Annotated in this window: 21 protein-coding genes; 5 read left to right on the top strand and 16 right to left on the bottom strand. The window is 60.3% G+C overall.

Annotated elements, in window-relative coordinates:
* Positions 1 to 47: 47 nt before the first annotated feature.
* Positions 48 to 257 (bottom strand): cold-shock protein, encoded by a 210-nt coding sequence (locus ABIB24_RS05690; RefSeq protein ID WP_003254922.1) that lies wholly within the window; start codon positions 255 to 257, stop codon positions 48 to 50.
* A 328-nt stretch (positions 258 to 585) separates the two neighbouring features.
* Between ABIB24_RS05690 and dcd the strand changes: the two genes are divergently transcribed.
* Positions 586 to 1152 (top strand): dCTP deaminase, encoded by a 567-nt coding sequence (gene dcd / locus ABIB24_RS05685; protein ID WP_003258001.1) that lies wholly within the window; start codon positions 586 to 588, stop codon positions 1150 to 1152.
* A 93-nt stretch (positions 1153 to 1245) separates the two neighbouring features.
* Entirely contained in the window at positions 1246 to 1473 is a 228-nt protein-coding gene (locus tag ABIB24_RS05680; protein ID WP_003254918.1) for a hypothetical protein, read from the top strand.
* Positions 1474 to 1483: 10 nt separating this feature from the next.
* On the opposite strand, the gene pdeM is transcribed toward ABIB24_RS05680, so the two are convergent.
* The 7 genes from pdeM to ABIB24_RS05645 form a co-directional block, all read right to left on the bottom strand.
* Entirely contained in the window at positions 1484 to 2137 is a 654-nt protein-coding gene (gene pdeM, locus ABIB24_RS05675; RefSeq protein WP_274079426.1) for a ligase-associated DNA damage response endonuclease PdeM, read from the bottom strand.
* Positions 2134 to 4587 carry a ligase-associated DNA damage response DEXH box helicase gene (locus ABIB24_RS05670; protein WP_354316210.1) on the bottom strand — a complete coding sequence of 818 codons (2454 nt, stop codon included), beginning with the start codon at positions 4585 to 4587 and terminating at the stop codon, positions 2134 to 2136. Before ABIB24_RS05670 ends, pdeM begins: the two co-directional genes overlap by 4 nt.
* Before the next feature lie 67 nt (positions 4588 to 4654).
* The gene (locus ABIB24_RS05665) at positions 4655 to 5770 is read right to left on the bottom strand and encodes a succinylglutamate desuccinylase/aspartoacylase family protein (RefSeq protein ID WP_274079428.1); all 1116 of its coding nucleotides are present in this window, start codon (positions 5768 to 5770) and stop codon (positions 4655 to 4657) included.
* A gap of 222 nt (positions 5771 to 5992) precedes the next feature.
* Positions 5993 to 7651 (bottom strand): ATP-dependent DNA ligase, encoded by a 1659-nt coding sequence (locus tag ABIB24_RS05660; RefSeq protein ID WP_274079429.1) that lies wholly within the window; start codon positions 7649 to 7651, stop codon positions 5993 to 5995.
* Positions 7648 to 8664, bottom strand: a complete 1017-nt coding sequence (locus ABIB24_RS05655) for a ligase-associated DNA damage response exonuclease (protein WP_274079430.1) — start codon at positions 8662 to 8664, stop codon at positions 7648 to 7650. Before ABIB24_RS05655 ends, ABIB24_RS05660 begins: the two co-directional genes overlap by 4 nt.
* 106 nt (positions 8665 to 8770) lie before the next feature.
* Positions 8771 to 11212, bottom strand: coding sequence for a penicillin acylase family protein (locus ABIB24_RS05650; protein WP_354316209.1), 2442 nt, complete (start codon positions 11210 to 11212; stop codon positions 8771 to 8773).
* A 377-nt stretch (positions 11213 to 11589) separates the two neighbouring features.
* Positions 11590 to 12930 carry an aminotransferase-like domain-containing protein gene (locus tag ABIB24_RS05645; protein WP_354316208.1) on the bottom strand — a complete coding sequence of 447 codons (1341 nt, stop codon included), beginning with the start codon at positions 12928 to 12930 and terminating at the stop codon, positions 11590 to 11592.
* Between the two features lie 155 nt (positions 12931 to 13085).
* On the opposite strand from ABIB24_RS05645, the gene ABIB24_RS05640 reads away from it, so the two are divergent.
* The gene (locus ABIB24_RS05640) at positions 13086 to 14282 is read left to right on the top strand and encodes an MFS transporter (RefSeq protein WP_354316207.1); all 1197 of its coding nucleotides are present in this window, start codon (positions 13086 to 13088) and stop codon (positions 14280 to 14282) included.
* Positions 14283 to 14336: 54 nt separating this feature from the next.
* On the opposite strand, the gene ABIB24_RS05635 is transcribed toward ABIB24_RS05640, so the two are convergent.
* On the bottom strand, positions 14337 to 14534 hold the full coding sequence (locus ABIB24_RS05635) for an SEC-C metal-binding domain-containing protein (protein WP_003258907.1): 198 nt from the start codon (positions 14532 to 14534) through the stop codon (positions 14337 to 14339).
* Positions 14535 to 14541: 7 nt separating this feature from the next.
* A complete protein-coding gene (locus tag ABIB24_RS05630; protein WP_137164712.1) occupies positions 14542 to 15027 on the bottom strand; it encodes an LEA/WHy family protein in 486 nt (161 codons plus the stop codon).
* Positions 15028 to 15251: 224 nt separating this feature from the next.
* On the opposite strand from ABIB24_RS05630, the gene ABIB24_RS05625 reads away from it, so the two are divergent.
* Entirely contained in the window at positions 15252 to 15755 is a 504-nt protein-coding gene (locus ABIB24_RS05625) for a hypothetical protein (RefSeq protein WP_354316206.1), read from the top strand.
* A gap of 63 nt (positions 15756 to 15818) precedes the next feature.
* Here the strand turns inward: ABIB24_RS05625 and ABIB24_RS05620 are convergent, their stop codons facing one another.
* The 3 genes from ABIB24_RS05620 to ABIB24_RS05610 all read right to left on the bottom strand — a co-directional run bounded on the left by ABIB24_RS05620 (position 15819) and on the right by ABIB24_RS05610 (position 17690).
* The gene (locus ABIB24_RS05620) at positions 15819 to 16172 is read right to left on the bottom strand and encodes a hypothetical protein (protein WP_354316205.1); all 354 of its coding nucleotides are present in this window, start codon (positions 16170 to 16172) and stop codon (positions 15819 to 15821) included.
* Positions 16173 to 16448: 276 nt separating this feature from the next.
* Positions 16449 to 16685 (bottom strand): hypothetical protein, encoded by a 237-nt coding sequence (locus ABIB24_RS05615; RefSeq protein ID WP_354316204.1) that lies wholly within the window; start codon positions 16683 to 16685, stop codon positions 16449 to 16451.
* A gap of 393 nt (positions 16686 to 17078) precedes the next feature.
* Positions 17079 to 17690, bottom strand: coding sequence for a recombinase family protein (locus ABIB24_RS05610; protein ID WP_354316203.1), 612 nt, complete (start codon positions 17688 to 17690; stop codon positions 17079 to 17081).
* A gap of 218 nt (positions 17691 to 17908) precedes the next feature.
* Between ABIB24_RS05610 and ABIB24_RS05605 the strand changes: the two genes are divergently transcribed.
* A complete protein-coding gene (locus ABIB24_RS05605; protein WP_354316202.1) occupies positions 17909 to 18880 on the top strand; it encodes an HNH endonuclease in 972 nt (323 codons plus the stop codon).
* Positions 18881 to 18924: 44 nt separating this feature from the next.
* Here ABIB24_RS05605 and ABIB24_RS05600 read toward each other — a convergent pair whose 3' ends face one another.
* From ABIB24_RS05600 to ABIB24_RS05590, 3 genes are all read right to left on the bottom strand, one after another.
* Positions 18925 to 19131, bottom strand: a complete 207-nt coding sequence (locus ABIB24_RS05600; protein ID WP_354316201.1) for a hypothetical protein — start codon at positions 19129 to 19131, stop codon at positions 18925 to 18927.
* A gap of 573 nt (positions 19132 to 19704) precedes the next feature.
* On the bottom strand, positions 19705 to 20577 hold the full coding sequence (locus tag ABIB24_RS05595; protein WP_354316200.1) for a helix-turn-helix domain-containing protein: 873 nt from the start codon (positions 20575 to 20577) through the stop codon (positions 19705 to 19707).
* Positions 20578 to 20697: 120 nt separating this feature from the next.
* Positions 20698 to 21405 (bottom strand): hypothetical protein, encoded by a 708-nt coding sequence (locus tag ABIB24_RS05590; protein WP_354316199.1) that lies wholly within the window; start codon positions 21403 to 21405, stop codon positions 20698 to 20700.
* Positions 21406 to 21833 lie beyond the last annotated feature (428 nt).

The following is a 21833-nucleotide window of genomic DNA, read 5'->3' as shown; positions in this document are numbered from 1 at the left end:
ACCCGCCGGAAGGCGGGTTTTTTGAAAGCTAGGAAGCTTCGATCGACTTAGGCGATCTGAACTTCTTCAGCCTGCATGCCTTTCTGGCCGCGGGTAGCGACGAAAGTAACAGCCTGGCCTTCTTTCAGGGTTTTGAAGCCGTCAGCTTGGATGGCTTTGAAGTGCACGAACAGGTCGTCGCCCGACTGAGGGGTGATGAAGCCGTAGCCTTTCTCATCGTTGAACCACTTAACAACACCGGATTGACGGTTGGACATTTTTCTGTCTCCTTGGACAATTTGATAACGGTCAGGAAAAACCCTGGCCGGGACTGAGCGCAAAGAGAGCAGAAAATTCAGCGATGGGCCGATCAGGATCGTGCATCAAACTAGAGATTCTCGGTGTCACGTGCAGCACAGTGGCGCCACCTTACCCCACTTTCCGCAACCTGCCAATGGTCAGAAGGCGCTTTACGCAAATTCGGATCGACGGCGGCTGCAGCCCCCGCCCGGCGCGGGATGAGGCATGGAACTTTAACCTGGGCGCCGGGACCGGTAAGATGCGCGTCTCGAATTTTCACCTCGCAACTCTTCAGGACACCCCGCCATGAGCATCAAATCGGACAAGTGGATTCGCCGCATGGCGCAGGAACACGGCATGATCGAACCGTTCGTCGAGCGCCAGGTGCGCGGCGAACAGGACAGCCGGGTGATCTCCTTCGGCGTCTCCAGCTACGGCTACGACGTGCGCTGCGCCGACGAATTCAAGGTGTTTACCAACATCAACTCGGCCACCGTCGACCCGAAGAACTTCGATGCCGGCAGTTTCGTCGACATCAAGAGCGACGTATGCATCATCCCGCCGAACTCCTTCGCCCTGGCGCGCACCGTCGAGTATTTCCGCATTCCGCGTGATGTGCTGACCATCTGCCTGGGCAAGAGCACCTACGCCCGTTGCGGCATCATCGTCAACGTCACCCCGCTCGAGCCCGAGTGGGAAGGCCATGTGACACTGGAGTTCTCCAACACCACCACGCTGCCGGCGAAGATCTACGCCAACGAAGGTGTGGCCCAGATGCTGTTCCTGCAGTCCGACGAAGAATGCGAAGTGTCGTACAAGGACCGTGGCGGCAAGTACCAGGGCCAGCGCGGCGTCACCCTGCCGCGTACCTGAGCCGACGAGCGCGGGGAATTCCCCGCGCCTTTGGCACTCCAACTGGATAACGCCGGTGCGCATGATGCGCAGCGGCCTTGTCAGGAGCAGCCAATGAAACTCCACCCCGCAATCAGTGCCAAGCTGGCAGGTCTGCAGCCCAACCACGTCGGGTTGCTGCCATGGTCTCTGCTGGCACACCCGCTGCCCATGCAGGCGGGCGGCGTACCCCACCAGCCTGACCCGGATACCCCGCAACCGCCGGAGCCCGGTGAAACACCACCCATGGAACCGGGCGAGCCAACCTTGCCTGATGAGCCTCCTCCGGCGCCTGTAGCCTGAGTTAACTCCGCTAGAGCGCCCAGACACGGTCTGCCCCTGCCAGGTACACCCGGCTGGCGCTCGTGGGCGCGATTTCCCACCCCCCGGTGAATTCACCGAACGCCGGCAACAGGCTGACCTGGCCATCAATCAGGAAGCAGGGCAGTCGCAGGCGTTGCCGAGCCTTGCCACGCAGTACAAATACCGGATGTACATGGCCTGCCAGTACCGGGTGGCTGGGGTGCGGTTCGGGTTCGTGCTGGAGCGCGAAGGGTTCAAGCAGCCAGGGTTCGTTCATGACTTCTATTTCGAGCGTCACGGGTGGATCACCGGCGTTGCGATCATGATTGCCGCGTATCAGTACGATTTTCAGGGCCTTGTGCCGTTCCCTCCATGTCTGCAGCCTGGTGAGCGTTGCCGGCGCCCGCGCTGTTCGGGCATGCAGGAAATCGCCAAGAACGATCAGTTGCTCGCAATCATGCGCGGCCAGCAATGCATCCAGGCGCTCGAGTGTCGCTTCGGTGGTGCCGCGTGGCACCGGTTGGTGCAGGGCGCGATAGCTTGCTGCCTTGCCGATGTGCACGTCGGCCACCAGCAGGGCACGACGGGCTGGCCAGTAGATGGCCTTGTCCGAAAGCAGCCAGAGCACCTGGCCATGGAGTTCGATGGATAGGAAGTTGGTCATTCCGTAGCGTCCGCCGCACTGTTCAGTTCCGCGACCATCCTGGCAATCCGGGCCGCCAGTTTCTCGGTGCTCAACGTTTCGCGCATGCCTTCCACCAGCAAGGCAAATGCCAACGGCCCCGGCCGCTCAAGCTGTCGCAGCTCCAGCCGTAACTGCCCCATTTTCAGCAATTGACGGTGCAGCCGCTCGATCTCCAGTTCCTCATTCAGCACTTCGTCCCGTGCCTGAGTCAGCAGCAAGTTGCCGGCGTCATGCTTGCGAAATACCTCATAGAACAAACCGCTGGAGGCCTGGATCTGCCTCAGGCTTTTCTGCGCCGCCGGATACCCGCCAAACACCAGCCCGGCAATCTGCGCGATCTCGCGAAAACGGCGCAATGCCATTTCTCCAGCATTGAGGCTGGCCAGCACATCCTCCAGCAGGTGGTCGGTAACCAGCGCCTGTGGCAGATGCGTTGCCCAGTCCACGTTGCCCGGGCTGAGCAGTTCGAACCCGTAGTCATTGACGGCAATCGAAACCGAAAGCGGCTGCACGCGGCTCACTCGCCAGGCAATCAGGTTGGCCAGGCCAAGGTTGGCCATGCGTCCGGCGAACGGGTACAGGAACAGGTGCCAACCTTGGCGCGACTTGAAGGTCTCGGCCAGCAGCGTGCCGGGGGTGGGCAGCGCCGACCATAGCGCCTGCAAGGTCAGCAGAGGGCGCACTGCACGCATCTCCGGGCCTTGGAAGCGCCCCTGGGATGCTGCGCCAAGCTGCTCGACCAGTGCGTCGGCCAGTTCGCTGGAAAGCGGCATGCGGCCACCATTCCAGCGAGCGACCGCTGCCTTGCGCGCGGTGCTGCGGCGTACGTAGGCGGTCATGTTTTCCACGCGCACCAGTTCCAGCACTCGCCCGGCGAACACCAAGGTATCGCCAGGGCGCAAACGGGCAATGAACGCCTCTTCGACGCTGCCCAGCGCCTTGCCTCCGCCGCCCTTGCTCCAGTATTTGAGCTGCAGGCTGGCGTCGCTGACGATAGTACCGATACTCATGCGGTGGCGACGTGCCAGGCGTTCGCTGGCAACCCGGTAAGCACCGTCGGCCTGGCGCTCGACGCGCTGGTAGTCCGGGTAGGCGCTGAGTGAACTGCCGCCATGGCAGACGAAGTCCAGCGCCCATTGCCACTGGCTGTCGCGCAACTCGCGAAAGGCCCAGGTGCTGCGCACTTCGGCCAGTAACTGCTCCGGGTGAAAGCCACTGCCCAGGGCCATGCTGACCAGGTGTTGCACCAGCACGTCCATGCACAAGCGCGGCGAATGACGGGCCTCGATGTGCCCGGCTGCCAATGCCTGCCTGGCGGCGGCTGCTTCCACCAGTTCCAGGCTGTGGGTGGGCACCAGAGTAACTCGGGAGCGCCGCCCCGGCGCGTGGCCGGAGCGCCCGGCCCGTTGCACGAGGCGGGCAATGCCCTTGGCGGAACCGATCTGCAGTACTCGCTCCACGGGCAGGAAGTCCACCCCCAGGTCCAGGCTGGAGGTGCAGACCACTGCCTTCAGGCTGCCTTGCTTGAGGCTGCGCTCGACCCAGTCACGGGTATCGCGGGCCAGTGAGGCATGGTGCAAGGCAATCAGCCCGGCCCAGTCGGGGCGTGCTTCGAGAAGGGCCTGGTACCAGAGTTCGGCCTGCGCCCGCGTGTTGGTGAATACCAGGCAACTGGTGCTGGCATCGATCTCCCGGCTGACCTGGTCGAGCATCTTCAAGCCCATGTGCCCTGCCCAGGGGAAGCGCTCGATGGCCGTTGGCAGCAGGGTATCGACCTGCAGCGGCTTGTCTTGTCTGCCTTGTACCAGCAAGCCGCCTTGTGGCAGCAATACGTCCAGCGCATGTTGAAGATTGCCGAGGGTGGCGGACAGGCCCCATGTCGGCAGGCTCGGGTGCCAGTGGCGCAGGTGGGCCAGCGCCAGTTGCAGTTGTACCCCGCGCTTGTTGCCCAGCAGTTCGTGCCATTCGTCCACCACTACCAGGCGCAGCGTGGCGAAGTCTTCGCGGGCTTGTGCCCGGGTCAACAGCAGCGTAAGGCTTTCAGGGGTAGTGACCAGTACGCTGGGCAGGCGCCGTGCTTGCCGGGCACGTTCGGCGCTGCCGGTGTCGCCGCTGCGAACGCCCACGCTCCAGGGCAGGCCCAGCTCGTCCAGCGGCATCTGCAGCGCGCGGGCGGTGTCGGCGGCCAAGGCACGCATGGGGGTAACCCACACCACCTGCAGGGGTGCAGCATGACGCCCCTGGGCTTCGGCTTTGAAGGCCCGCAGCGCGGCGAGCCATACCGCGTAGGTCTTGCCGGCACCGGTACTGGCATGCAGCAAGCCGGATTCGCCCCGGTCCACGGCCGCCCATACACGGCGCTGGAAAGCGAAAGGCTTCCAGCCACGCTTGGCGAACCAGGCCTTGGCGAGGTCGGTGGCGGCGGGCATGGGGCATAGGGTCCTTCGGTGGCTGTGTTTCTACAGACAACCAGCCAGGCGCAATGGTTTTACCGAATCAGTTTGCCAGCAGATAGCCGCTGCGGCACACCTGCTCGCCTGCGACGTGGGCGATGACCATGCCTGCGGTAGCCATGCGCCGTACGTTACGTGCATACAGCAGGCCGGGCTGGCTGTTGCGGATGGCCGTCACCCGGTCGCTGAGCGGGTCGATGACTTCAGCGATCAACTGGCCCGCATCCAGGTGCTGGCCTGGCCGGGCGTGGTACACCAGCAACCCGCCCAGTGGCGTTATCACCGGTTCTACTGCGGCCAGCGGCGTGGCCGGGCAGCGCAAGGCGGGCAGGGCCGGGCTTGCGCCTTCGATGACCCCCGCATGGGTAAGGAAGTCGAGGATCGCCTGACAGTCCTTGCTGGCCAGGTCATGGCTGACATCGGCCTGGCCGCGCAACTCGACGGTGACCGAGCAGCAGCCCAGCGGAATCGGGAAACGTTTGCCGAAGCGTTGTTGCAGCTGCCACCAGACCAGGCTGAAGCATTCATCGAACGACTGCCCGCCAGAGTCGGTGGCAAGCAGGCTGGCTTGGGCACCCAGGTAGCGGGCCAGCGGTTCGATCTGCGGCCAGGCGTCTGGCGTGGTGTACAGGTGCTCGACCGCCTCGAAGTCGCAGTGCAGATCCAGCACCATGTCGGCATCGCAGGCAAGGCGCTGCAATATCAGGCGTTGGGCCTGCAGCGGTGTGCGCGCCGGGTGTGCGTCCAGCCCCCGCCGCAGATATTCGCGGATCAGCGCGAGGTTGTGTGCCGGGTCGTCGGTCAGGTGTTCTTCGATCTGGTCGCCGATGCTGTCGGAAAGATCGACGAAGTTACGGTTGAAGTTCTCGCCGCTTTGCAGTTCGAAACGCCCCAGCGGCGCGTCCAGCAGCACTTGTTCCAGGCCGACCGGGTTGGCCACCGGCACCAGGATGATCTCGCGCTGCAGGCGGCCTTGCTGTTCCAGTTCACCCAGGCGGCGCTTGAGGTGCCAGGCCACCAGCATGCCGGGCAGCTCGTCGGCATGCAGCGAGGCCTGAATATAGACTTTGCCGCCACTGCGAGGTCCGAAGTGGAAGCTGTGCAACTGGCGGGTAATGCCCGGAACGGGCGAGAGCAGGTCGTGAGTTGAATGGTGCATGGTGGTCCTGGGTGCGTGGCGAAAACGGTCTGCGACACAGTCGGCACAGAGATGGAAGCACAGTTTTCGGGCTTGCGCCTGCATCGGTGCCCTCCTGGCCACCGCGCTGGCCTCTTCGCGGGTAAACCCGCTCCCACAGGGATCGCACAAAACTCAGCTTTTGTGCATGACCTGTGGGAGCGGGTTTACCCGCGAAGAAGCCAGCACGGTCCAGAAATTGTTTCAGGCCAGCAGCGCCTGCAATGTAGCCAGGTCATCCGCTTCTTCCACTGGCTTGTCCAGCCGCCAGCGCAGCATCCGCGGAAAGCGCACGGCAATGCCGCTCTTGTGCCTCCTGGACAGCGCGATGCCCTCGAAGCCAAGCTCGAACACCAGCGTCGGCGTCACGCTGCGTACCGGCCCGAAGGTTTCAACCGTGGTCTTGCGGATGATGGCGTCGACCTTGCGCATCTCTTCGTCACTGAGCCCTGAATAGGCCTTGGCAAAGGGGACCAGTGCCCGCCCCGGCGTACCGGCTGGCGCGTCCCACACGGCGAAGGTGTAGTCGCTGTACAAGCTGGCCCGCCGGCCGTGGCCGCGCTGGGCGTAGATCAGCACGGCATCGACGCTGAACGGGTCGATCTTCCACTTCCACCAGGTGCCCATGTCCTTGGTGCGCCCCACGCCATACAACGCCTCGCGCTGTTTCAGCATCAGCCCTTCCACCCCCAGGCTGCGGGAATGTTCGCGCTGGCAGGCAAGGTCGGCCCAGTCCCGGCCTTCGAGTAGAGGTGAGAGCAACACCGGGGCCAATGGGTGCTGCTCAAGCACGTGTTCCAGCTGTTGGCGGCGTGCATGCTGCGGCCGGCTGCGCCAGTCCTCGCCTTGCCATTCCAGCAGGTCGTAGGCTTGCAGCACGACCGGCGCGTCGCTCAGCAGCTTCTTGCCCAAGGTCTTGCGACCCAGGCGCTGCTGCAACATGGCAAAGGGTTGTACAGCCAGTTCAGCCGCTGAGCCGCCGGGTTTCCACACCAGGATCTCGCCATCGAGCACGACACCGTCGGGTAGCGTCTGCGCCAGGCTGTGCAATTCGGGGAAGCGTTCGGTGACCAGTTCCTCACCGCGTGACCAGACCCACAGTTGGCCTTCGCGCTTGACCACCTGGGCGCGAATGCCATCCCATTTCCATTCGATCTGCCATTCGCTTGGCGGCCCGAGCAGTGCATCGAGCTGTTCGGTTGGTACCTGCAGGGGGTGGGCCAGAAAAAACGGGTAGGGCTGGCCGCCACGCTGGCTATGTTCATCGTCTGATTCCGGGGCTATCAGCCGTTGATAGCTGGCTGCCGTCGGGCGGTGGCTGATGTCGGTGTAGCCAACCAGGCGCTGGGCCACGCGTTTGGCATCCAGCCCGGCCAGTTGCGCGAGGGCGCGAGTGACCAACAGCTTCGATACCCCCACGCGAAAGCTGCCAGTGATGAGTTTCAGGCAGAGCATCAGGCTGGGGCGGTCCAACTGCGCCCAAAGAGGCGGCAGGCGTTGCTGGATCTCCTCGACCGGCAGGCCACGCAATGGCAACAGATGGGCTTCGACCCAGCGGGCGAGGCCGTCGTCGCCAGGGTGGTGGCTTTCCGGTACCAGCAGGGAGATGGTTTCGGCCAGGTCGCCAACGGCCTGGTAGCATTCCTCGAACAGCCAGTCAGGCAGCCCCGCCAACCTGCCAGCCAGCTCCCGCAGCACGCGTGTAGGCACCAGTTGGCGAGGGCGGCCACCTGCCAGGAAGTACACCGCCCAGGCGGCATCCACAGCCGGGGCGGTGCTGAAGTAGTCGCGTAGCGCCGTGAGCTTTGCAGTGCTGGAGGTGGTCGCATCCAGCCTCAGGTACAGCTCGGCGAATGCCTTCATGCGTCTGGCTCCGCAGCTACCACGTCATCTTCCTCGCCGTACTCGGTCACGAAGGCGCGGGCATCGAGGCCTTGTTCGATAAGGTAGCGCACCAGCACATTGACCGAGCCATGGGTGACCATCACGCGTTCTGCGCCAGTCTGGCCGATGGCCCAGAGCAACCCCGGCCAATCGGCATGGTCCGAGAGCACGAAACCTCGGTCTACCCCGCGCCGGCGGCGGGTGCCGCGCAACAGCATCCAGCCACTGGCAAAGGCATCGCTGTAGTCGCCGAAACGGCGCATCCAGCTGCTGCCACCCGCCGAAGGCGGTGCCAGGACCAGTGCCTGGCGCAGCAGCGGGTCGTTGCGTGGGATATCGCCGACATAGCGGGTTTGCGGAAGGTAGACGCCAGCGTCCCGGTACACCCGGTTGAGTGGTTCGACAGCGCCATGCACGAGGACAGGACCAATGTTGGCGTCCAGCCCATGGAGGATTCGCTGGGCCTTGCCGAAGGCATAGCAGAACAGCACGCTGGCTTTGCCGTGTTCGCTATTGGCGCGCCACCAGGTATTGATGCCGGTGAAGATCTCGCCCTGGCTGGGCCAACGGTAGATGGGCAGGCCGAAGGTCGATTCGGTGATGAACGTGTGGCAGCGCACCGGTTCGAACGGCGTGCAGGTGCCGTCGGGTTCCACTTTGTAGTCGCCGGAGGCGACCCAGACCTCGCCCTGGTACTCCAGGCGCACTTGCGCCGAGCCCAGTACATGCCCGGCCGGGTGCAGGCTCAGAGTTACGCCATGGTGCAGCAGGCGTTCGCCGTACGGCAGGGTTTGCAGGTCGATGTCCTGGCCCAGGCGGCTGCGCAGGATGCCGGCGCCTGGGGCGGCGGTGAGGTAATGGCGGTTGCCGACGCGGGCATGGTCGCCGTGGCCGTGGGTGATGACGGCACGCTCCACTGGCCGCCAGGGGTCGATGTAGAAATCACCGGGCGGACAGTACAGGCCTTCGGGGCGGGCGATGACGAGGTCCATGGCATGGGCGCTGGCTTGGAGTTACCAGTTAGGAACCATGGTAGGTGCGGGAAGTTCGACTGGAGATGGTTGGGGCACAAAGTGGCCCCAACAAAGGCACCATTGTTTATTTCCCAGGCACCAACGTCAAACGCTGGTTGCCATACGCCCGCCCGAAGTTCTGCTGCTGCAGTGGCAGGCTCATGAAGCGCCCTTTGAACCAGGCATCCAGCCCGTCGCTGTAATGCGTGCTGGCCGGGTTGCCGGATTGCCCGCTGCTGGTCAGCACCTGCAATGGCTCGGCCTGGCCGAAGTCGACGATCATCCGCGCCGAGGCCGGCAGGCGGGTGTCGAAGTCGCTGCCCCAGGTGTATGGCGTCAGGGCCAGGGTGGTGAAGTCGCCACCGGCAGCCAGCGGCGAGCGGCCGAGGGCGTCGCCCAGACCATGGTAGGCCGGTGCAGGCCAGCGGTATTGGTGCAGCTTGCCCCACTGCCAGGCGCGGCGGTCGGCGCCCAGTTGCGCGGTGCCGGCATCCACCGCGCCCGCCAGGCTGCGGGCGAGAATGGCCGGCTTGTCTTCTGTCTGCGGCGTGCTGCGGTCATCCCAGAACGGGCTGTCGTCGCGGCCCAGCAGGTGGTCGGCCTGCGCCGAGAACGACGATCTCGCATTGCTGACGAAAGCCTGCCAGGCCGGGCCGGATTCCGGGCCCAGGTCGTCGAGGAAGGTTTGCCGGGCCACTTCCTGGAGGAACAGTTCGTACAGTGCGGCATCGGCCGATACCGGGCTCAGGCGGCCATCGAAGGCCTTGATCCGGGCCAGCGCGTCGCTGGCCTTGTCGCGCTGTGCGGCGGGCAGGGCGTCGATCGCCTGCTTGAGCGGCTGGGCCATGCCCGGGGCGTCGAACATCTGCTTGAGCTTGTCGGCCAGCAGGGTGGTCTGGTCGTTCTGCAGGGCCATCAGGCTGCGGCTGTCGTGGCGGCCATTGCCGGCCAGCTGGGCCAGGCGCTCGGCGCGCTCGGGGTAGTACCAGGTGCTGGACAGCTGCATGCCATAGCCACGCGGCAGGCTGCGCTGGTTGGCGTGGCCGATCCAGCCGGCGGGCGGGTCCTGGTCGTAAGGGTGCAGCATCGGGTCGGCATAGCCGTCCCAGTCGTAGCGCCCGTCCCAGCCCGGCGAGGGCAGCAGGCCCTGGCCTTCGCGGCGGTTGGGGTAGCGGCCACTGACTTGCCAGCCGATGTGCTCGGGTTCGGCGAAGACGAAGTTGAGGGCGGCGGCGGTCACTTCACGGGTGCTGTCGAAGGCACGCTCCACGCTCTTGGCACGGGTCAGGTCGAACAGCGCATCCAGGCTGCGGTCGCCCTTGAACTGTGGCAGGTTCAGCGCCAGGCCCAGGCTGGCATTGCCTGGCTGGGCCAGCAGGGTGCCGTGGCGGGTGTCGTACATCACCTCGCGCAGCGGGCGCTGGCCGCGGACGAAGAAGGTTTCGCTACGGGCGCGGGCCGGCAGCCATTTGCCTTCGGCCAGGTAGCTCAGCTGGCTGCCCTGGTGGCGCAGTTGCTCCAGGTACAGGTCCTGGTTGTCGGCCATGACCGCGCTGCTGCTCCAGGCCAGCTTGCCGTTGTAGCCGGCCAGCACGATTGGCAGGCCGGGCAACGACAGGCCGGCGACCTGGTACTTGCCGGTGTGGATCTGTACCGGGCTCAGGGCCCAGGCGGCTCGGCTGTCGCTGGCCAGCAGGCTCTTGCCGCTGCGGCTGCGCTGCGGCGCCAGGGCCAGGTTGGCCGAGCCCGGGCTGCCCAGAAGGTCGAGGTCGGCCAGCTTCTGGCTGGCAGCTGCCAGGGCCGGCAGCCCCGACAACTGGCTGGCCAGGTTCAGGCCCTTGAGCTTGTCCACTTCGGCTTCGGCCAACGGCTCGTCCGGGGCACCGGGCAGCAGCCAGGCCAGCTTGTCGCTGCCGGCTTTCTGCGCCAGGGTCAGGGCGCTCAGTTCTTCCTGCAGGTTCACCGACTGGCTGAACGCATACAGGCTGAAGATCAGCGCCGAGTCCTCGGGCTTCCAGTATTCGGGGCGGTAGCCACTGCTGGCCAGGCCGGCGGGCAGCTTGTCGCGGTAGCGGAACAGGTAAGCGTTGACCCCGCGTGCATACACTTCGAAGAAGCGCTTGAGCCTTGGCGAGGCGTCGGCGTACTGCTGGGCGGCGCTCTGTTTGAGGTTGGCCGCGCGCATCAGGCGGTCGATGTCCAGCGCGTCGCTGCCGGCCAGTTCGGCCAGGCGGCCCTGGGCCAGCAGGCGCATGGCGACCATCTGCTCGATGCGGTCGCCGGCATGCACATAGCCCAGGCTGAACAGGGCGTCATGGAAGCTGCTGCTTTCGATCAGTGGTGCGCCCATTGCGTTGCGCCGTACCGAGACGTTCTGCGCCAGGCCCTTGAGCGGCTGCACGCCGCTGGTCGGTGGCACGCTGCCCTGGTAGCCGCCCGTCTGGCAGCCGGCCAGCCCGAGCATGCCGAGCAGCGTGGCAGCGGTTGCGAACCGCGGGCGGAATGGGGGAAAGGCGGAGGCGGCCATGACAAGGGCTCCTGCAAGGCGTGGCGGGTTTCGAAAGGCGCTAAGGTAGTGAGCGCGCAGGCGCCGTGCAAGGTCCCTGGGCGGTTTATTTTTTGTGCCTGGCGTGGGTTGTGTGGGCCTGTGAGATCGAGCGCCGCCCGCGCGGCGCTTCGCAGCACAAGGCTGCTCCTACATCTGTTTCGGGCCAATTATTCCTGTGAGGTTTGTGCGCGAACACTTTGGCGCATGGCTCGATATCGCGTTGTACGAACAAGGCGGTCGCGTGCACTGGCACAGGCGTGACTGGCCCGAAACAGATGTAGGAGCAGCCTTGTGCTGCGAAGCGCCGCGCGGGCGGCGCTCGATTTGCGCACCACCTCAAAAATCAGGACAGGCACTCAAACCTTGAAATGTTCGGCCACGGCGTCGGAAAAGTGCGTGCAATTGATGCGAGCAAGGCGTTGATAGTTACGGCTGACGGCGAAGGACGAGCCTGGCATCAATAGCACCTTGTGCTGTTCCAGGCGACGCATGAAAGGCTGCAGGTCGGCCAGTTCGGGGTGGTAGACCCACAGGAACATGCCGCCTTGGGGCGTTATGTCGAACTGCCAGCCACGCGCCCGCAACAACTGCTGGGTCTGCGCCTGCTGCCGGATCAGGCGCTGCTGCAGGTCTTGCATGTGCCGGGCATAGGTGCCGTCGGACAAGATGGTGTTGACGAAGCGTTCGCAAAACGCCGGCACCGCCACGCAGGTCAGCAGCTTCAGGCGCGTCAGCGGCTCTATCAGCTCTGCCGAGCAGGCGATGTAGCCCACGCGCAATGAAGCGGACAGGCATTTCGAGAAGCTGCCGATGTAGATGACCCGCTCAAGGTTGTCCAGTTCGGCAAAGGTCTGGCGCACACCCGGGCTGAAGTCGCCGTAGACATCGTCCTCGACCACGAAGAAGTCGTGTTCCACCGCCAGGCGCAGGACGCTGAAGGCATTGTGCGGGCTGATGTTGCCGCCGGTCGGGTTGTGGAAGGTGCTGTTGCAGAAGAACGCCTTGACCTTGTGCCTGGCCAGGTGCTCCTGCATGTCTTCCACGCTTGGTCCGTCCTGGGTTCGGCGCACCCCGACCACGTGGCCGCCGGCCAACTGGATCAGCTTGATCAGGTTGCCGTTGCCGGGCTCGTCGACGAACACGTGATCGCCTGGCTTGATCAACAACCGCGCCACCAGGTCCAGCGCTTGTGTGGCGCCCAGTGTAGTCAGCAACTGGCTTGGCCGGGCATCGACACGGGTCAGGCGTTTCAGGTGCACGCACAGCTGTTTGCGCATGGGCAGGTAGCCCTGGATGTCGCCATATTCCGCCAGCGAGCTCTGCTCCAGCCGCGCCGTGCGCCGAATCGCCTTGGCCAGCAGCTCGGTGTCACGCCAGGCGGGTGGCAGCCAGCCGCTGCCCAGTTTGATGTAGTGCTGGCCCCCCTGCAGCAGCTTGAACAGTGGGTCGCCGGCCATGCCTGCGGGCGCATCCACTGCGCCGGTTTGCCGTGTGTGGCTGGCGACGAAGTAGCCGCGGCCAGGAATGGCAGTCAACACACCTTCGCTGACCAGCCGGGCATAGCTGGAGACGACATCGTGGTAGCTGCAGCCAACCGCCGCCGTCAGCTTGCGGATGGACGGCATGCGCTGGCCGGGCAGCCATTCGCCGGCTTCGAGGCGCTGTTTCAACTGGTCATGAAGGCTGTGCGGGCGCATGGCGGGTCCAGCAGCTGTTAGAAAAAACAGCCTAACAGTTAACCGGAAAGCGCGTCGACTGTTCGAATTTCAGGGCGCGGCAGATGCGACCATGCACCTGTCGGCATCTTTCCCAATACCGAAATCGACCCGTCCACCAACCGTGAGCACACGCTATGTCGAGCACACTTCCGCGGCGCACGTACCTGTATTTCACCGCGCAATCGATCAACCTGACGACTGCGGTCATGTCCGTGACCATGGCGGCCATTGTCGGGGCGGCGCTGGCGCCTGCCGCCACGTGGTCCACCGTGCCCTATGGTTTCCAGTTCCTCTGCCTGATGCTGGCCACCTATCCGGTCTCCAGGCTGATGAGCCGTATTGGCCGCAAGCGCGCCTTCATGCTGGGCTCGATCCCTTTGGCGGTGTCTGGCATCAGTGGTTACCTGGCGGTGCAGTACCAGCAGTTCCCGATGCTGGTGATCAGCCATTCGGCATTGGGCATCTACATTGCGTTTGCCAACTTCAACCGCTTCGCGGCCACCGACAATCTGGCCCAGAACCTGAAGCCCAAAGCGCTTTCCCTGGTGGTGGCCGGTGGGGTGATCGCCGCCGTGGTCGGGCCGGCGCTCACCGAGTGGCTGAGGGACGTTGGTGGGTATCCGCTGTTTTCACTGTGCTACGCCGCTTTTGTCGGCTTGGCGGTGATGTCGTTGCTGACAGCGGCCTGCCTGCCCGGCGATACCGGCACCGCCAGTAACGACCGTGCAGCGAAACCGGTTGGCACGACCGCCGAGCCGCTGAGCCCGGTGGTTGCCGTGGCCATGGCAGTGGCCGCGCTGGGCTACGGGATCATGAATTTGCTGATGATCCAGGCGTCCATGCACATGAAACACATGCATGAGGACTTTTCCGACGTTCGCCTGGCGATTCAATGGCATGTGATTGCCATGTTCGCGCCGTCGTTCTTCACCGGCGCCATCATCCACAAGCTCGGCATCCGGGCCACCATCTGTCTCGGCCTGGGCCTGCTGATCGGTTGCACGGCCATGAACATGTGGTCGCACAGCTACGCGATGATGACCTTGTCACTGATAGCCCTGGGCCTGGGTTGGAACCTGACCTACGTGGGCGGTGGGGCTCTGTTGGCGCAGACGCTGCAAAACAGCCCGGCAGCGATGCAGATGCAGGGGAAGAACGATCTGGCCATCGCGGTGTTCGCGACCATTGGCGCATTCAGCCCCTCGCTGTTGCTGGGCACGGTCGGTTGGGATGGCACCAATGCCATCTGCATGGCCCTGTGCATCGTGCTGCTCATGGCCACCGCAGGGGTGCTGCAGCGCAAGGTTTCAGGGCCTGCCAGGGCCAGCTAGGCCCCGGCTACCCACTGCGCGGCCCGTGGCAGGGACGCGCAAGAGCTGTTCAGGTCAGGCGCCGTGGCACTTCTTGAACTTTTTCTGGCTACCGCACGGGCACGGGTCGTTACGGCCAACGTCCTTCAGGGCGTTGCGTACCGGCTCCTGGTGGCCGTGGTTGCAGTGCGGGCCGTGTACATGGCCATGATCGTGGTGGTGATCATGATCGTGGTTGCAGTCAGGGCCATGAACGTGGGGTTGCTGGGACATTGCAGGGTTACTCCGGTTTGTAATCGCCGGGGATTATCTCACCACTGCGCGACAAGTGCAGGTCCCGATGGATGAGCAACCCGGTCGCCAGCTCGCCCTGCAGGCTGTAGTGCAGCGGTTGTTCGCTTTTCAGCAGCTTCGCCAGTGGTTTCAGGTGCTGCCACAGGTTGGTCCGCGCGGTGATCTTGAAAGTACGCTGGGCATGCCCGCCGACACTGCGCCACACGCTGGTTTCATCCTGCACCAGCAACAGGTCGTTGAGGCGTATGGCATACGACAGGTTGCGGATGAACAGGCGGCTGTCATTGGGGTTGTCGATTCGCAGATGCAGCACGAACTCCTGCTCCAGCAACCTGGCCTTGACCGTCTCCACCTCGACCAGGTGCACCTCGGGTTCGCGCCAGTCGTCACTGCCCCAGCTGGCGCAGCCCGCCAGCAGTGCCAGGCATGCCATCAGGGTGGCGAGCAGCAGCGGGCGGGTGCGGGCGATCATGTTCAGCTACCCACGTAACTGGCGCAGCATTTCTTGATCTTATGCAACAATACACTACCAAAGCGTTGAGTCATTTTGCACCCTTAATGCTCCATGCCCTGAAGTGGGCTCTCTCGCGGAGTGTAGTCCAGCCCAAGAGAAGGACGGCCGTGTTCCAGTGAGTCGTGGTGGCAAAATGCCCTTGGCGTGGATAAAATTGACAAAACTCCTATTGAGGTCGTGATATGAAAGCAAGGATGGCAGCAGTTGTAGGAATGTGTGGTTTTGTTATGTCTTCATTCGCTAACGCTGACTGGATAACGACCACGCAAGACGACATTTTCAGTGGCGGTAAGACGGCCATGATGCTGGGATATATCAGTCCTTTTCAATCGGTAGCGGTAGACTGCAATTCGGATGGACTTTCACTTGCACTTCTTCAGAAGGAGAAGTGGCAGGACGGTCGCCCGAGCTCAGCTTGGAATCTGCTTGTTAAAGTCGATGGCGGTGAGGTTCATCGTTTCGTCGCTAGTAGCGGTCAGCGTAATACCGAGTATGTTCAATACATTACGTTCGAGAAAGACGAGATTTTGAAAGTTTTGACAGAGCTGCGTAATGCCAAGTCGCAGATTTTGCTCGGGCTCCAATCAGATGAGTTTAACGCCAAATGGTCGGGCACCGCACCTGTAAGTGGCTCCACTCGTGAAACGGATAAATTTATCCAGGCTTGCAAGCTCAAAGGTGCATAACCTCAAGGAATGCGGAGGGTAGGCGTTTTCGAATTGAAACGCCTGCTCCTAAAGAATGAGATGTTATAGGTTGGCTTGTTCAAGTTTCATAACTTCATGCTTGATGGTTAAAAGTTGGAGTTGAAGATTTTCCAGTCTTTCGTGCATAAGCTCAATGCAGTGCTCTCTAGAATGATTTAATGTCTCGTCATTGAGTTCCATCATGTTGATGTTGCTTGTAGAGGTGTTGGCCTTGCTTTGTGGGTTGAGTGTGAGCTCGCTTATCCAAGCTTTCAAAACTTGATAAGAAGGTGTGTCATCCTGCTTGCAAAAATTACTAATGGTCATGCCAGATGCACGAAACTTGGCGATCATGGTAGTACGCTCTCTATCGCTGTATCGTTTCGCTTGTTTGGCGTTGGAGAATACACGAGCCATGATGGCGCCTCCGCATAGTGTTTGAAGGAGTCTGCTAGGGCGAAACATCAGAGAAGCCAGTCCATTATTGCAACTGCCATGCCTGTCCCCAAAAGCGACCCTGTGATTATCAGTAGCCATTCTAAGAGTGACGTATGATTGCCCATATCAAGTGAGCCTCAGATAGGCCATACGCAATGCAAATGAACATTGTGGCTGCTGAAAGAGCGGCGAGGATATAACACAAATCATTCTTATCCATAGATGAGTTCATGGTGCGGTCTCTCCCGTTGGGCATCAGTCTGCACGCAATACAGGGAACAACTCAGCAGGATTGCGACATTCCGAATTCATTTTCTTGCACTCTGATTCGCCTGCCGATCTGCTTGAAAAACCGCGCTTTATTCGCACTTTCTCTTGGTTGTCGTAGATGTCGAAGCCGCCTGAGGTCGTCGCGGCATAGAACCTGTTACCCACTTGGAACGATTCATTTTCTATCGGTACAGCTGGAACGATAACGAATCTTGGTTGCATTTTGCCATCCCCCTCCCTGCTGAGATCTTAGTAATAGCCACGCTAATGGTTAGATGCAAGATGTTTCATCAATACATTTTGCAGGAGTCGTTTCAGTTTACGTTGGAGGGAAAGTTCTGTACTGGTGAGTACAGATTTAGAATAATTCGGATTTGACATGCGGAGGAATAAGGTTGATGACGATAATCATTTCCATGGCAGGGGTAGAGAGCTGAACTCTTAGTGCTCTGGTTGGATTTGCTTGAGCGGAAAAGATAATCGACTGTATCGCCCGAGGTGCTAAGCCAAGTGCGAGGCAGCAGATAGCAATCGTTCTTGTTTTGGAAATAAGTTGTAGTGGCAGGGTGTCAGCCCCTGATCCGAGTCACAGAGGCGTGGCCGGTGCTAGAGGTGTTAAGCTGACTTTACTCGTTGCACCGTAGATACTGCACAGCCGACAATCTCGGCAGTCTTGCGGATGCTCTTGCCTGCATCGAGGCATTCCTTGATGCGGTTATGAAGTGCCTGATCCACCTGTCGGCCTTTGTACGCATCTCTGTCCTTGGCTTTCTTGATACCCTCTGCCTGACGGCGTCGACGGTCGTCATAGTCCTTTCGTGCAACCACTGCAAGCATATCGAGCAGCATCCCGTTGACGGCGTTGATCATGCCCTTGGTGAAGTCATCTTGACCTTGGGTCGGCGTCAATGCTGCATGGCTGGTAGCCAAGTCGAGCGACACCACTGTGACCTTCTTCGCTGCGATAATGGCTTTCAGGCTTGCCCAGTCATCAGGAGAGAGGCGGGACAGCCTGTCTACCTGCTCGATCAGCAGCACATCACCATCATGACTGTCGTCCAGCAAACGAAACAGTTCTGGGCGATGGAGTTTGGTCCCTGATTCGTTCTCTGTGTAGAAAGCGGCGATCTTGTGACCATTGTCAGCAGCGAACTGAACGAGAGCGCTTTTGGCACGGCTGGCGTCTTGGGAGTCGGTCGAAGCTCGAAGGTATGCACGGATGAACATGGTGGCTGATGCCTTGTGCCGTTTTGGGTGTACCGATTATAGGTGTGCTCGTTAGGGTTGTCTATAGAGTTATTCGGTACGCCCGTGTGGTGCCGTTTGCCTGTACTCGCTGACCTATAGTCAAAACGGCTATCCGGGGGAATGGCGCCTACATGTGGTTTGATGCTGTCCTGCTATCATCGCGCTTGATCAGGCGCCGAATTTACAGGAGATACAGAATGGGCATTGAGCTGGAAGCGCTTCGACCAACCGGCAAGTGGATGATCATTGATTGCGTTCAGAGTGCAGGGATTGATGTTACGGCATGGAGCTACAGGAAAGCGGACGGGCAACCAGTAGCCCTGCCACAATCAAATGGTGGCTATTGTTATGAATGGTCTTTCCGTAGCGACGACAGAAGCATCCTGCTGTTGTGTGTTTGGTGGGAAGGGCTACATATCGACAGCCAAGGACGGGTTTGCTTTTCAGAAAATCTGAGAGCATATGCCGATTCTTTGAGCCAGCAGCTTGAAAAAGACCCTAAGAATCGAAATCGGACGATCAAAGACCCACGGATCAATCGTGCACAACATTTCAGCACTACAGTCCAACTGGCTTACATGAATTCGACTCCTGTGCGGGTAGTAATCGTGACAGGACCTGTTCGTGAGCGTGAGAAGGAAGATGAAAGAGCGAAGCACGACCGAGCGACTGGACGCCAATTGGATGAACAGGCGTGGTTTGTCGAGTCTTTCGAGGATGATACAGGGGCGTTCGTGCTGGTACGCGGTAACCGTAATCCAGTGAGTATTGTTGCTAAGTCGACAGGGTTTGAAGAAGCTCCTATCCAGTTGGATGTCGGTGTTGCGAGCGATCCTCCCGTTGTAGATCAGTTTGATACTAATGAGAGGCCGAGAACATATAGCCATAACGGCATACAACGTTATCGTGACCCAAGCGTTCGTCGGCGAGTGTTGGAGCGTTCAGGAGGTGTCTGCGAACTAACAGGGGTTCCGGGATTCCCGGTGGTGAGTGGAGGTGTCTATTTGGAAACTCATCACATCGTTCCTCTTTCAGAGGGCGGTTCCGATACGGTTGACAACGTTATAGCTTTATCTGCGAATGCCCATCGCCAAGCTCATTTCGGTTTTGATCGGGATGAATTGCGGACACGTTGCTTGCGGATTGTTGCCGATCGAATCGGTCGATAGGTGAGTTATCGCTGAAGCCTCGTATCGTCGGTAGCGGATACAGATCAGGAGCGGAGCGATTCGATGCCTGTGCTGATCGCTTGAGCATTGGTGTCTAGCGTAGCGAGGATGGTCAGTACGTTGTCATGAACGTTGGTTGATCCTCGTTGCTTGATCCAGAGTGACAATTCTTCAAGGCCAGCTCTCAGGGCATGCTGGTTGAGCGCCAGCAGTTCCAATGTGTCAGCAGTGATTGAGTTGCGTTCGTCCATGAGGTCTGTCCTAGTCGGTGCTGAGAGTATCAGTGTAGACCCAGCTTGTTCATGGGGCGTTTGCACCGAAAACGGTGAGCTTTCAATAGTTCATGTTGTAGATGTGGGCCACCACTGACCTGACGGTCGAACAGAGCACTAATAACAAATCATCACAAATCTAGCTTTGGCCTTTGATCTTGATTATTGGTGCAAGAACGGTGGTTAGCGAGAGCTAACGGTGGTATCTGCTTTAGCTTCGCTTGGCTGTTTGCACCAAAGGCGCTTAGCCTTCAGATTTGGTGGATGATATTGTATATCATTCATCCACCCTTCCTTTCAGTGGGATCAATCTGTAAGCGTCGCTTACATGGACTACCCACCATGCTCCGCATTCCAAGAGCATCAAGGTCAAAAGCGATGTGTGCAGATGCCATTGGATTGGATTGTGCACTGATCCAGTATCGTGGCGATGCGTCTGTTGTAGGTACTGTGTCATGCCTCGAATGGAGTGTTGTACAGACCAATGCTCCGCATTTAAGTGCTTCTATGATACATGCGGCCGTATTACTCCCCCCCCTGTGAGAAGGCCGCTTACGCGACCTGCAACTCATCCTGCACAGTCTGTATCTCGTCACGCCACTTTCTGATGGTCTTTGCCGATACGCCGGTGTCCCGTTCAATGGCCTTAACCGCCATGCCTTGTGCGAGCATCCTCATCACGTCCTGCCTCTTGGGGTTCTGTCGCTGGTGCTGATGGCGAGCCGGGAGCGTTACGACAGTGGCAGTGATCGGATGAGTTGGGTATTCCGCCTCGTACTCTTCTGCCGTCCTGTATTCGGTCAAGGTACGAAGGTCGTAGTGCAGCTTTGCCAGTTCTTCAGCGCTCGGTGTGCGTGCCTCATCCCAATCTTCCCACTCACAAGGTTTCGGTTCAGGCTCGATTCCTTCCATCTCGTTGATGAGGGACTGAGGACGACTCTTCATCATCCATGGAATGATCAACTCAATCGCCTTGACGTAACGCCGGGCATGTCGCTCTCTCAGTTGCAGCAAATCTTCAACAGCTTCGTTGGTCACGGCTGGGAGGCTTTCCAAAATCACGACAAGATGGCGGACAGACAGAGGCATGGACTTGCCGCCGACCCCCAGTGGACGATTGTGCCAGTCAAGTCGAGCGATGCCTTCGATGATGTCCATCGCAAACGCTGGGTAGCGCCCCCAATACGTTGTGCAGCCAATGAAGCCGTAGAATGGATTCTCAACCACTTTGGGCTTAGCGCCACGATTGCTCTTGAGCTTGCGTTCGGTCTTGCTCTTGGTTTTCGGTGCATTTTCTGCCAGCCACTTATCAGCGTTGGCCGAGATTCGCGCATTCAATGCTTCCAGCTCCGCTTGGGAGAGCAGATTGGTGGCAGGGGTGGGTTCAGTGGTGGTGGGCGTATTCAGGGCGAGCGGGTACGGCATGGATGTCCTCCTTGTTCAGTTCATTTTCGATAGGCGTTACCTCGGGTATTGCCGATTGGTTTGTTGATTGGTCCTCCGCAGGCATGGTCGTTTGCCTGCGGTGGTGGTTGCATAAGTTGGTCAGTCGCGGATGTGGGCCGACAGGTTCTTCAGCCTGCTAATGACTCTCTCGTCAATCAGCCCGTCATAGAGCGCGGCCAACTCTTGTCCATACGATTGTCTTGCCTGCTTGTACGCTTCAAAGGCTTCAGTAGGGGTGTTGAAGTGGCCAAGGACTGTGACACTGGCATACCTCGAAATCCGAGCAATGAAGCCCAATCCGCTGGAGTGGACGTATACGCCGCGCGGAAGTTTTGCTCGCAGTTCTCTAGAGTCCTTGAAAATGAGATTGACACTCTTGGGTACTACTGTGCAGTTCTCTGGCGAATAGATCGTGTTCAGAGGGTCCAAAATGTCTTTATCCAACTCGCCATCTGCCTCGAATGCGTGTGGCTGCACGGAGTACCACGCGGCGAACTCCTGATAGTCCCACCACTTTCTACAGACGCTGCAATCTTCATAAGCAGCAGCCTGATTGGGGCCGTACGCACGTCGCATCATGTTATGCCAAGCCTTGTAAGGCGTGCCCTTGCCCGTTTTGAAGTAGGGCATATCCATGGCCTTACGGCGGCGCCCAGAGTTGTAGCCAAAGCCGTAGGTCAATGGCTGGTCCAGCGGTGGTCCGAACAGCGGCAGTTCTTCCCCGAGGCTGTAGTCAAGGCGGATTCCAGCCACGCAGGGTGCTACGAATATGGTCCGGGTGATGTCGATGATGCTGTGTTGATGCATGTTGTTACCTCCGTTCAGTTGAAAAATGGGCATAAAAATACCGACTCATTGGTCGGCATCGGCTCATCGTTCATCTCGTTACGGAGTGTGAATTCAGTTATGCGATGTCATCGACCTCAAAGTGGGTGTTGCTTCGTTTGCGTTGGTCATGGGGTATTCTCATGATCTGCATTGACCGTCAGGTGGTGGTCAGCCAAAACGTGGGCACTAAAAACCTCTAGGCGATTTTCGGTGATTTGTTCACACCATGGTCGCGTAGAGGTTTTCGGTAATCTGTTCTGCCCGCTCAGGCAGGTAGCTAATACTACACGAATCCGGACGAAATGCAACCCCTCATGGGTTGACATTTCCGGATGCCGCGTTCTAAAAACTGGTTTTCATGGTGAGGAACGCGCTTCGCTTAGTCCAGAGCATCCATTCGCCCCGAA

It is taken from the genome of Pseudomonas sp. UYEF17, assembly GCF_040546125.1.
GTDB classification, from domain to species: domain Bacteria; phylum Pseudomonadota; class Gammaproteobacteria; order Pseudomonadales; family Pseudomonadaceae; genus Aquipseudomonas; species Aquipseudomonas putida_Z.
The sequence above is the reverse complement of the archived record's forward strand: the minus strand, read 5'-3'. Positions and strand labels throughout refer to the sequence as shown.

Excerpts from the sequence above, each read along its gene's own strand:
- ABIB24_RS05625 (WP_354316206.1), top strand. The coding sequence starts at position 15,252 with ATGAAAGCAAGGATGGCAGCAGTTGTAGGAATGTGTGGTTTTGTTATG.
- ABIB24_RS05660 (WP_274079429.1), bottom strand. The coding sequence starts at position 7,651 with ATGAAGGCATTCGCCGAGCTGTACCTGAGGCTGGATGCGACCACCTCC.
- dcd (WP_003258001.1), top strand. The coding sequence starts at position 586 with ATGAGCATCAAATCGGACAAGTGGATTCGCCGCATGGCGCAGGAACAC.
- ABIB24_RS05680 (WP_003254918.1), top strand. The coding sequence starts at position 1,246 with ATGAAACTCCACCCCGCAATCAGTGCCAAGCTGGCAGGTCTGCAGCCC.
- ABIB24_RS05645 (WP_354316208.1), bottom strand. The coding sequence starts at position 12,930 with ATGCGCCCGCACAGCCTTCATGACCAGTTGAAACAGCGCCTCGAAGCC.
- ABIB24_RS05650 (WP_354316209.1), bottom strand. The coding sequence starts at position 11,212 with ATGGCCGCCTCCGCCTTTCCCCCATTCCGCCCGCGGTTCGCAACCGCT.
- ABIB24_RS05635 (WP_003258907.1), bottom strand. The coding sequence starts at position 14,534 with ATGTCCCAGCAACCCCACGTTCATGGCCCTGACTGCAACCACGATCAT.
- pdeM (WP_274079426.1), bottom strand. The coding sequence starts at position 2,137 with ATGACCAACTTCCTATCCATCGAACTCCATGGCCAGGTGCTCTGGCTG.
- ABIB24_RS05670 (WP_354316210.1), bottom strand. The coding sequence starts at position 4,587 with ATGCCCGCCGCCACCGACCTCGCCAAGGCCTGGTTCGCCAAGCGTGGC.
- ABIB24_RS05605 (WP_354316202.1), top strand. The coding sequence starts at position 17,909 with ATGGGCATTGAGCTGGAAGCGCTTCGACCAACCGGCAAGTGGATGATC.
- ABIB24_RS05690 (WP_003254922.1), bottom strand. The coding sequence starts at position 257 with ATGTCCAACCGTCAATCCGGTGTTGTTAAGTGGTTCAACGATGAGAAA.
- ABIB24_RS05640 (WP_354316207.1), top strand. The coding sequence starts at position 13,086 with ATGTCGAGCACACTTCCGCGGCGCACGTACCTGTATTTCACCGCGCAA.
- ABIB24_RS05655 (WP_274079430.1), bottom strand. The coding sequence starts at position 8,664 with ATGGACCTCGTCATCGCCCGCCCCGAAGGCCTGTACTGTCCGCCCGGT.
- ABIB24_RS05600 (WP_354316201.1), bottom strand. The coding sequence starts at position 19,131 with ATGGACGAACGCAACTCAATCACTGCTGACACATTGGAACTGCTGGCG.
- ABIB24_RS05665 (WP_274079428.1), bottom strand. The coding sequence starts at position 5,770 with ATGCACCATTCAACTCACGACCTGCTCTCGCCCGTTCCGGGCATTACC.
- ABIB24_RS05610 (WP_354316203.1), bottom strand. The coding sequence starts at position 17,690 with ATGTTCATCCGTGCATACCTTCGAGCTTCGACCGACTCCCAAGACGCC.
- ABIB24_RS05620 (WP_354316205.1), bottom strand. The coding sequence starts at position 16,172 with ATGGCTCGTGTATTCTCCAACGCCAAACAAGCGAAACGATACAGCGAT.
- ABIB24_RS05595 (WP_354316200.1), bottom strand. The coding sequence starts at position 20,577 with ATGCCGTACCCGCTCGCCCTGAATACGCCCACCACCACTGAACCCACC.
- ABIB24_RS05590 (WP_354316199.1), bottom strand. The coding sequence starts at position 21,405 with ATGCATCAACACAGCATCATCGACATCACCCGGACCATATTCGTAGCA.
- ABIB24_RS05615 (WP_354316204.1), bottom strand. The coding sequence starts at position 16,685 with ATGCAACCAAGATTCGTTATCGTTCCAGCTGTACCGATAGAAAATGAA.
- ABIB24_RS05630 (WP_137164712.1), bottom strand. The coding sequence starts at position 15,027 with ATGATCGCCCGCACCCGCCCGCTGCTGCTCGCCACCCTGATGGCATGC.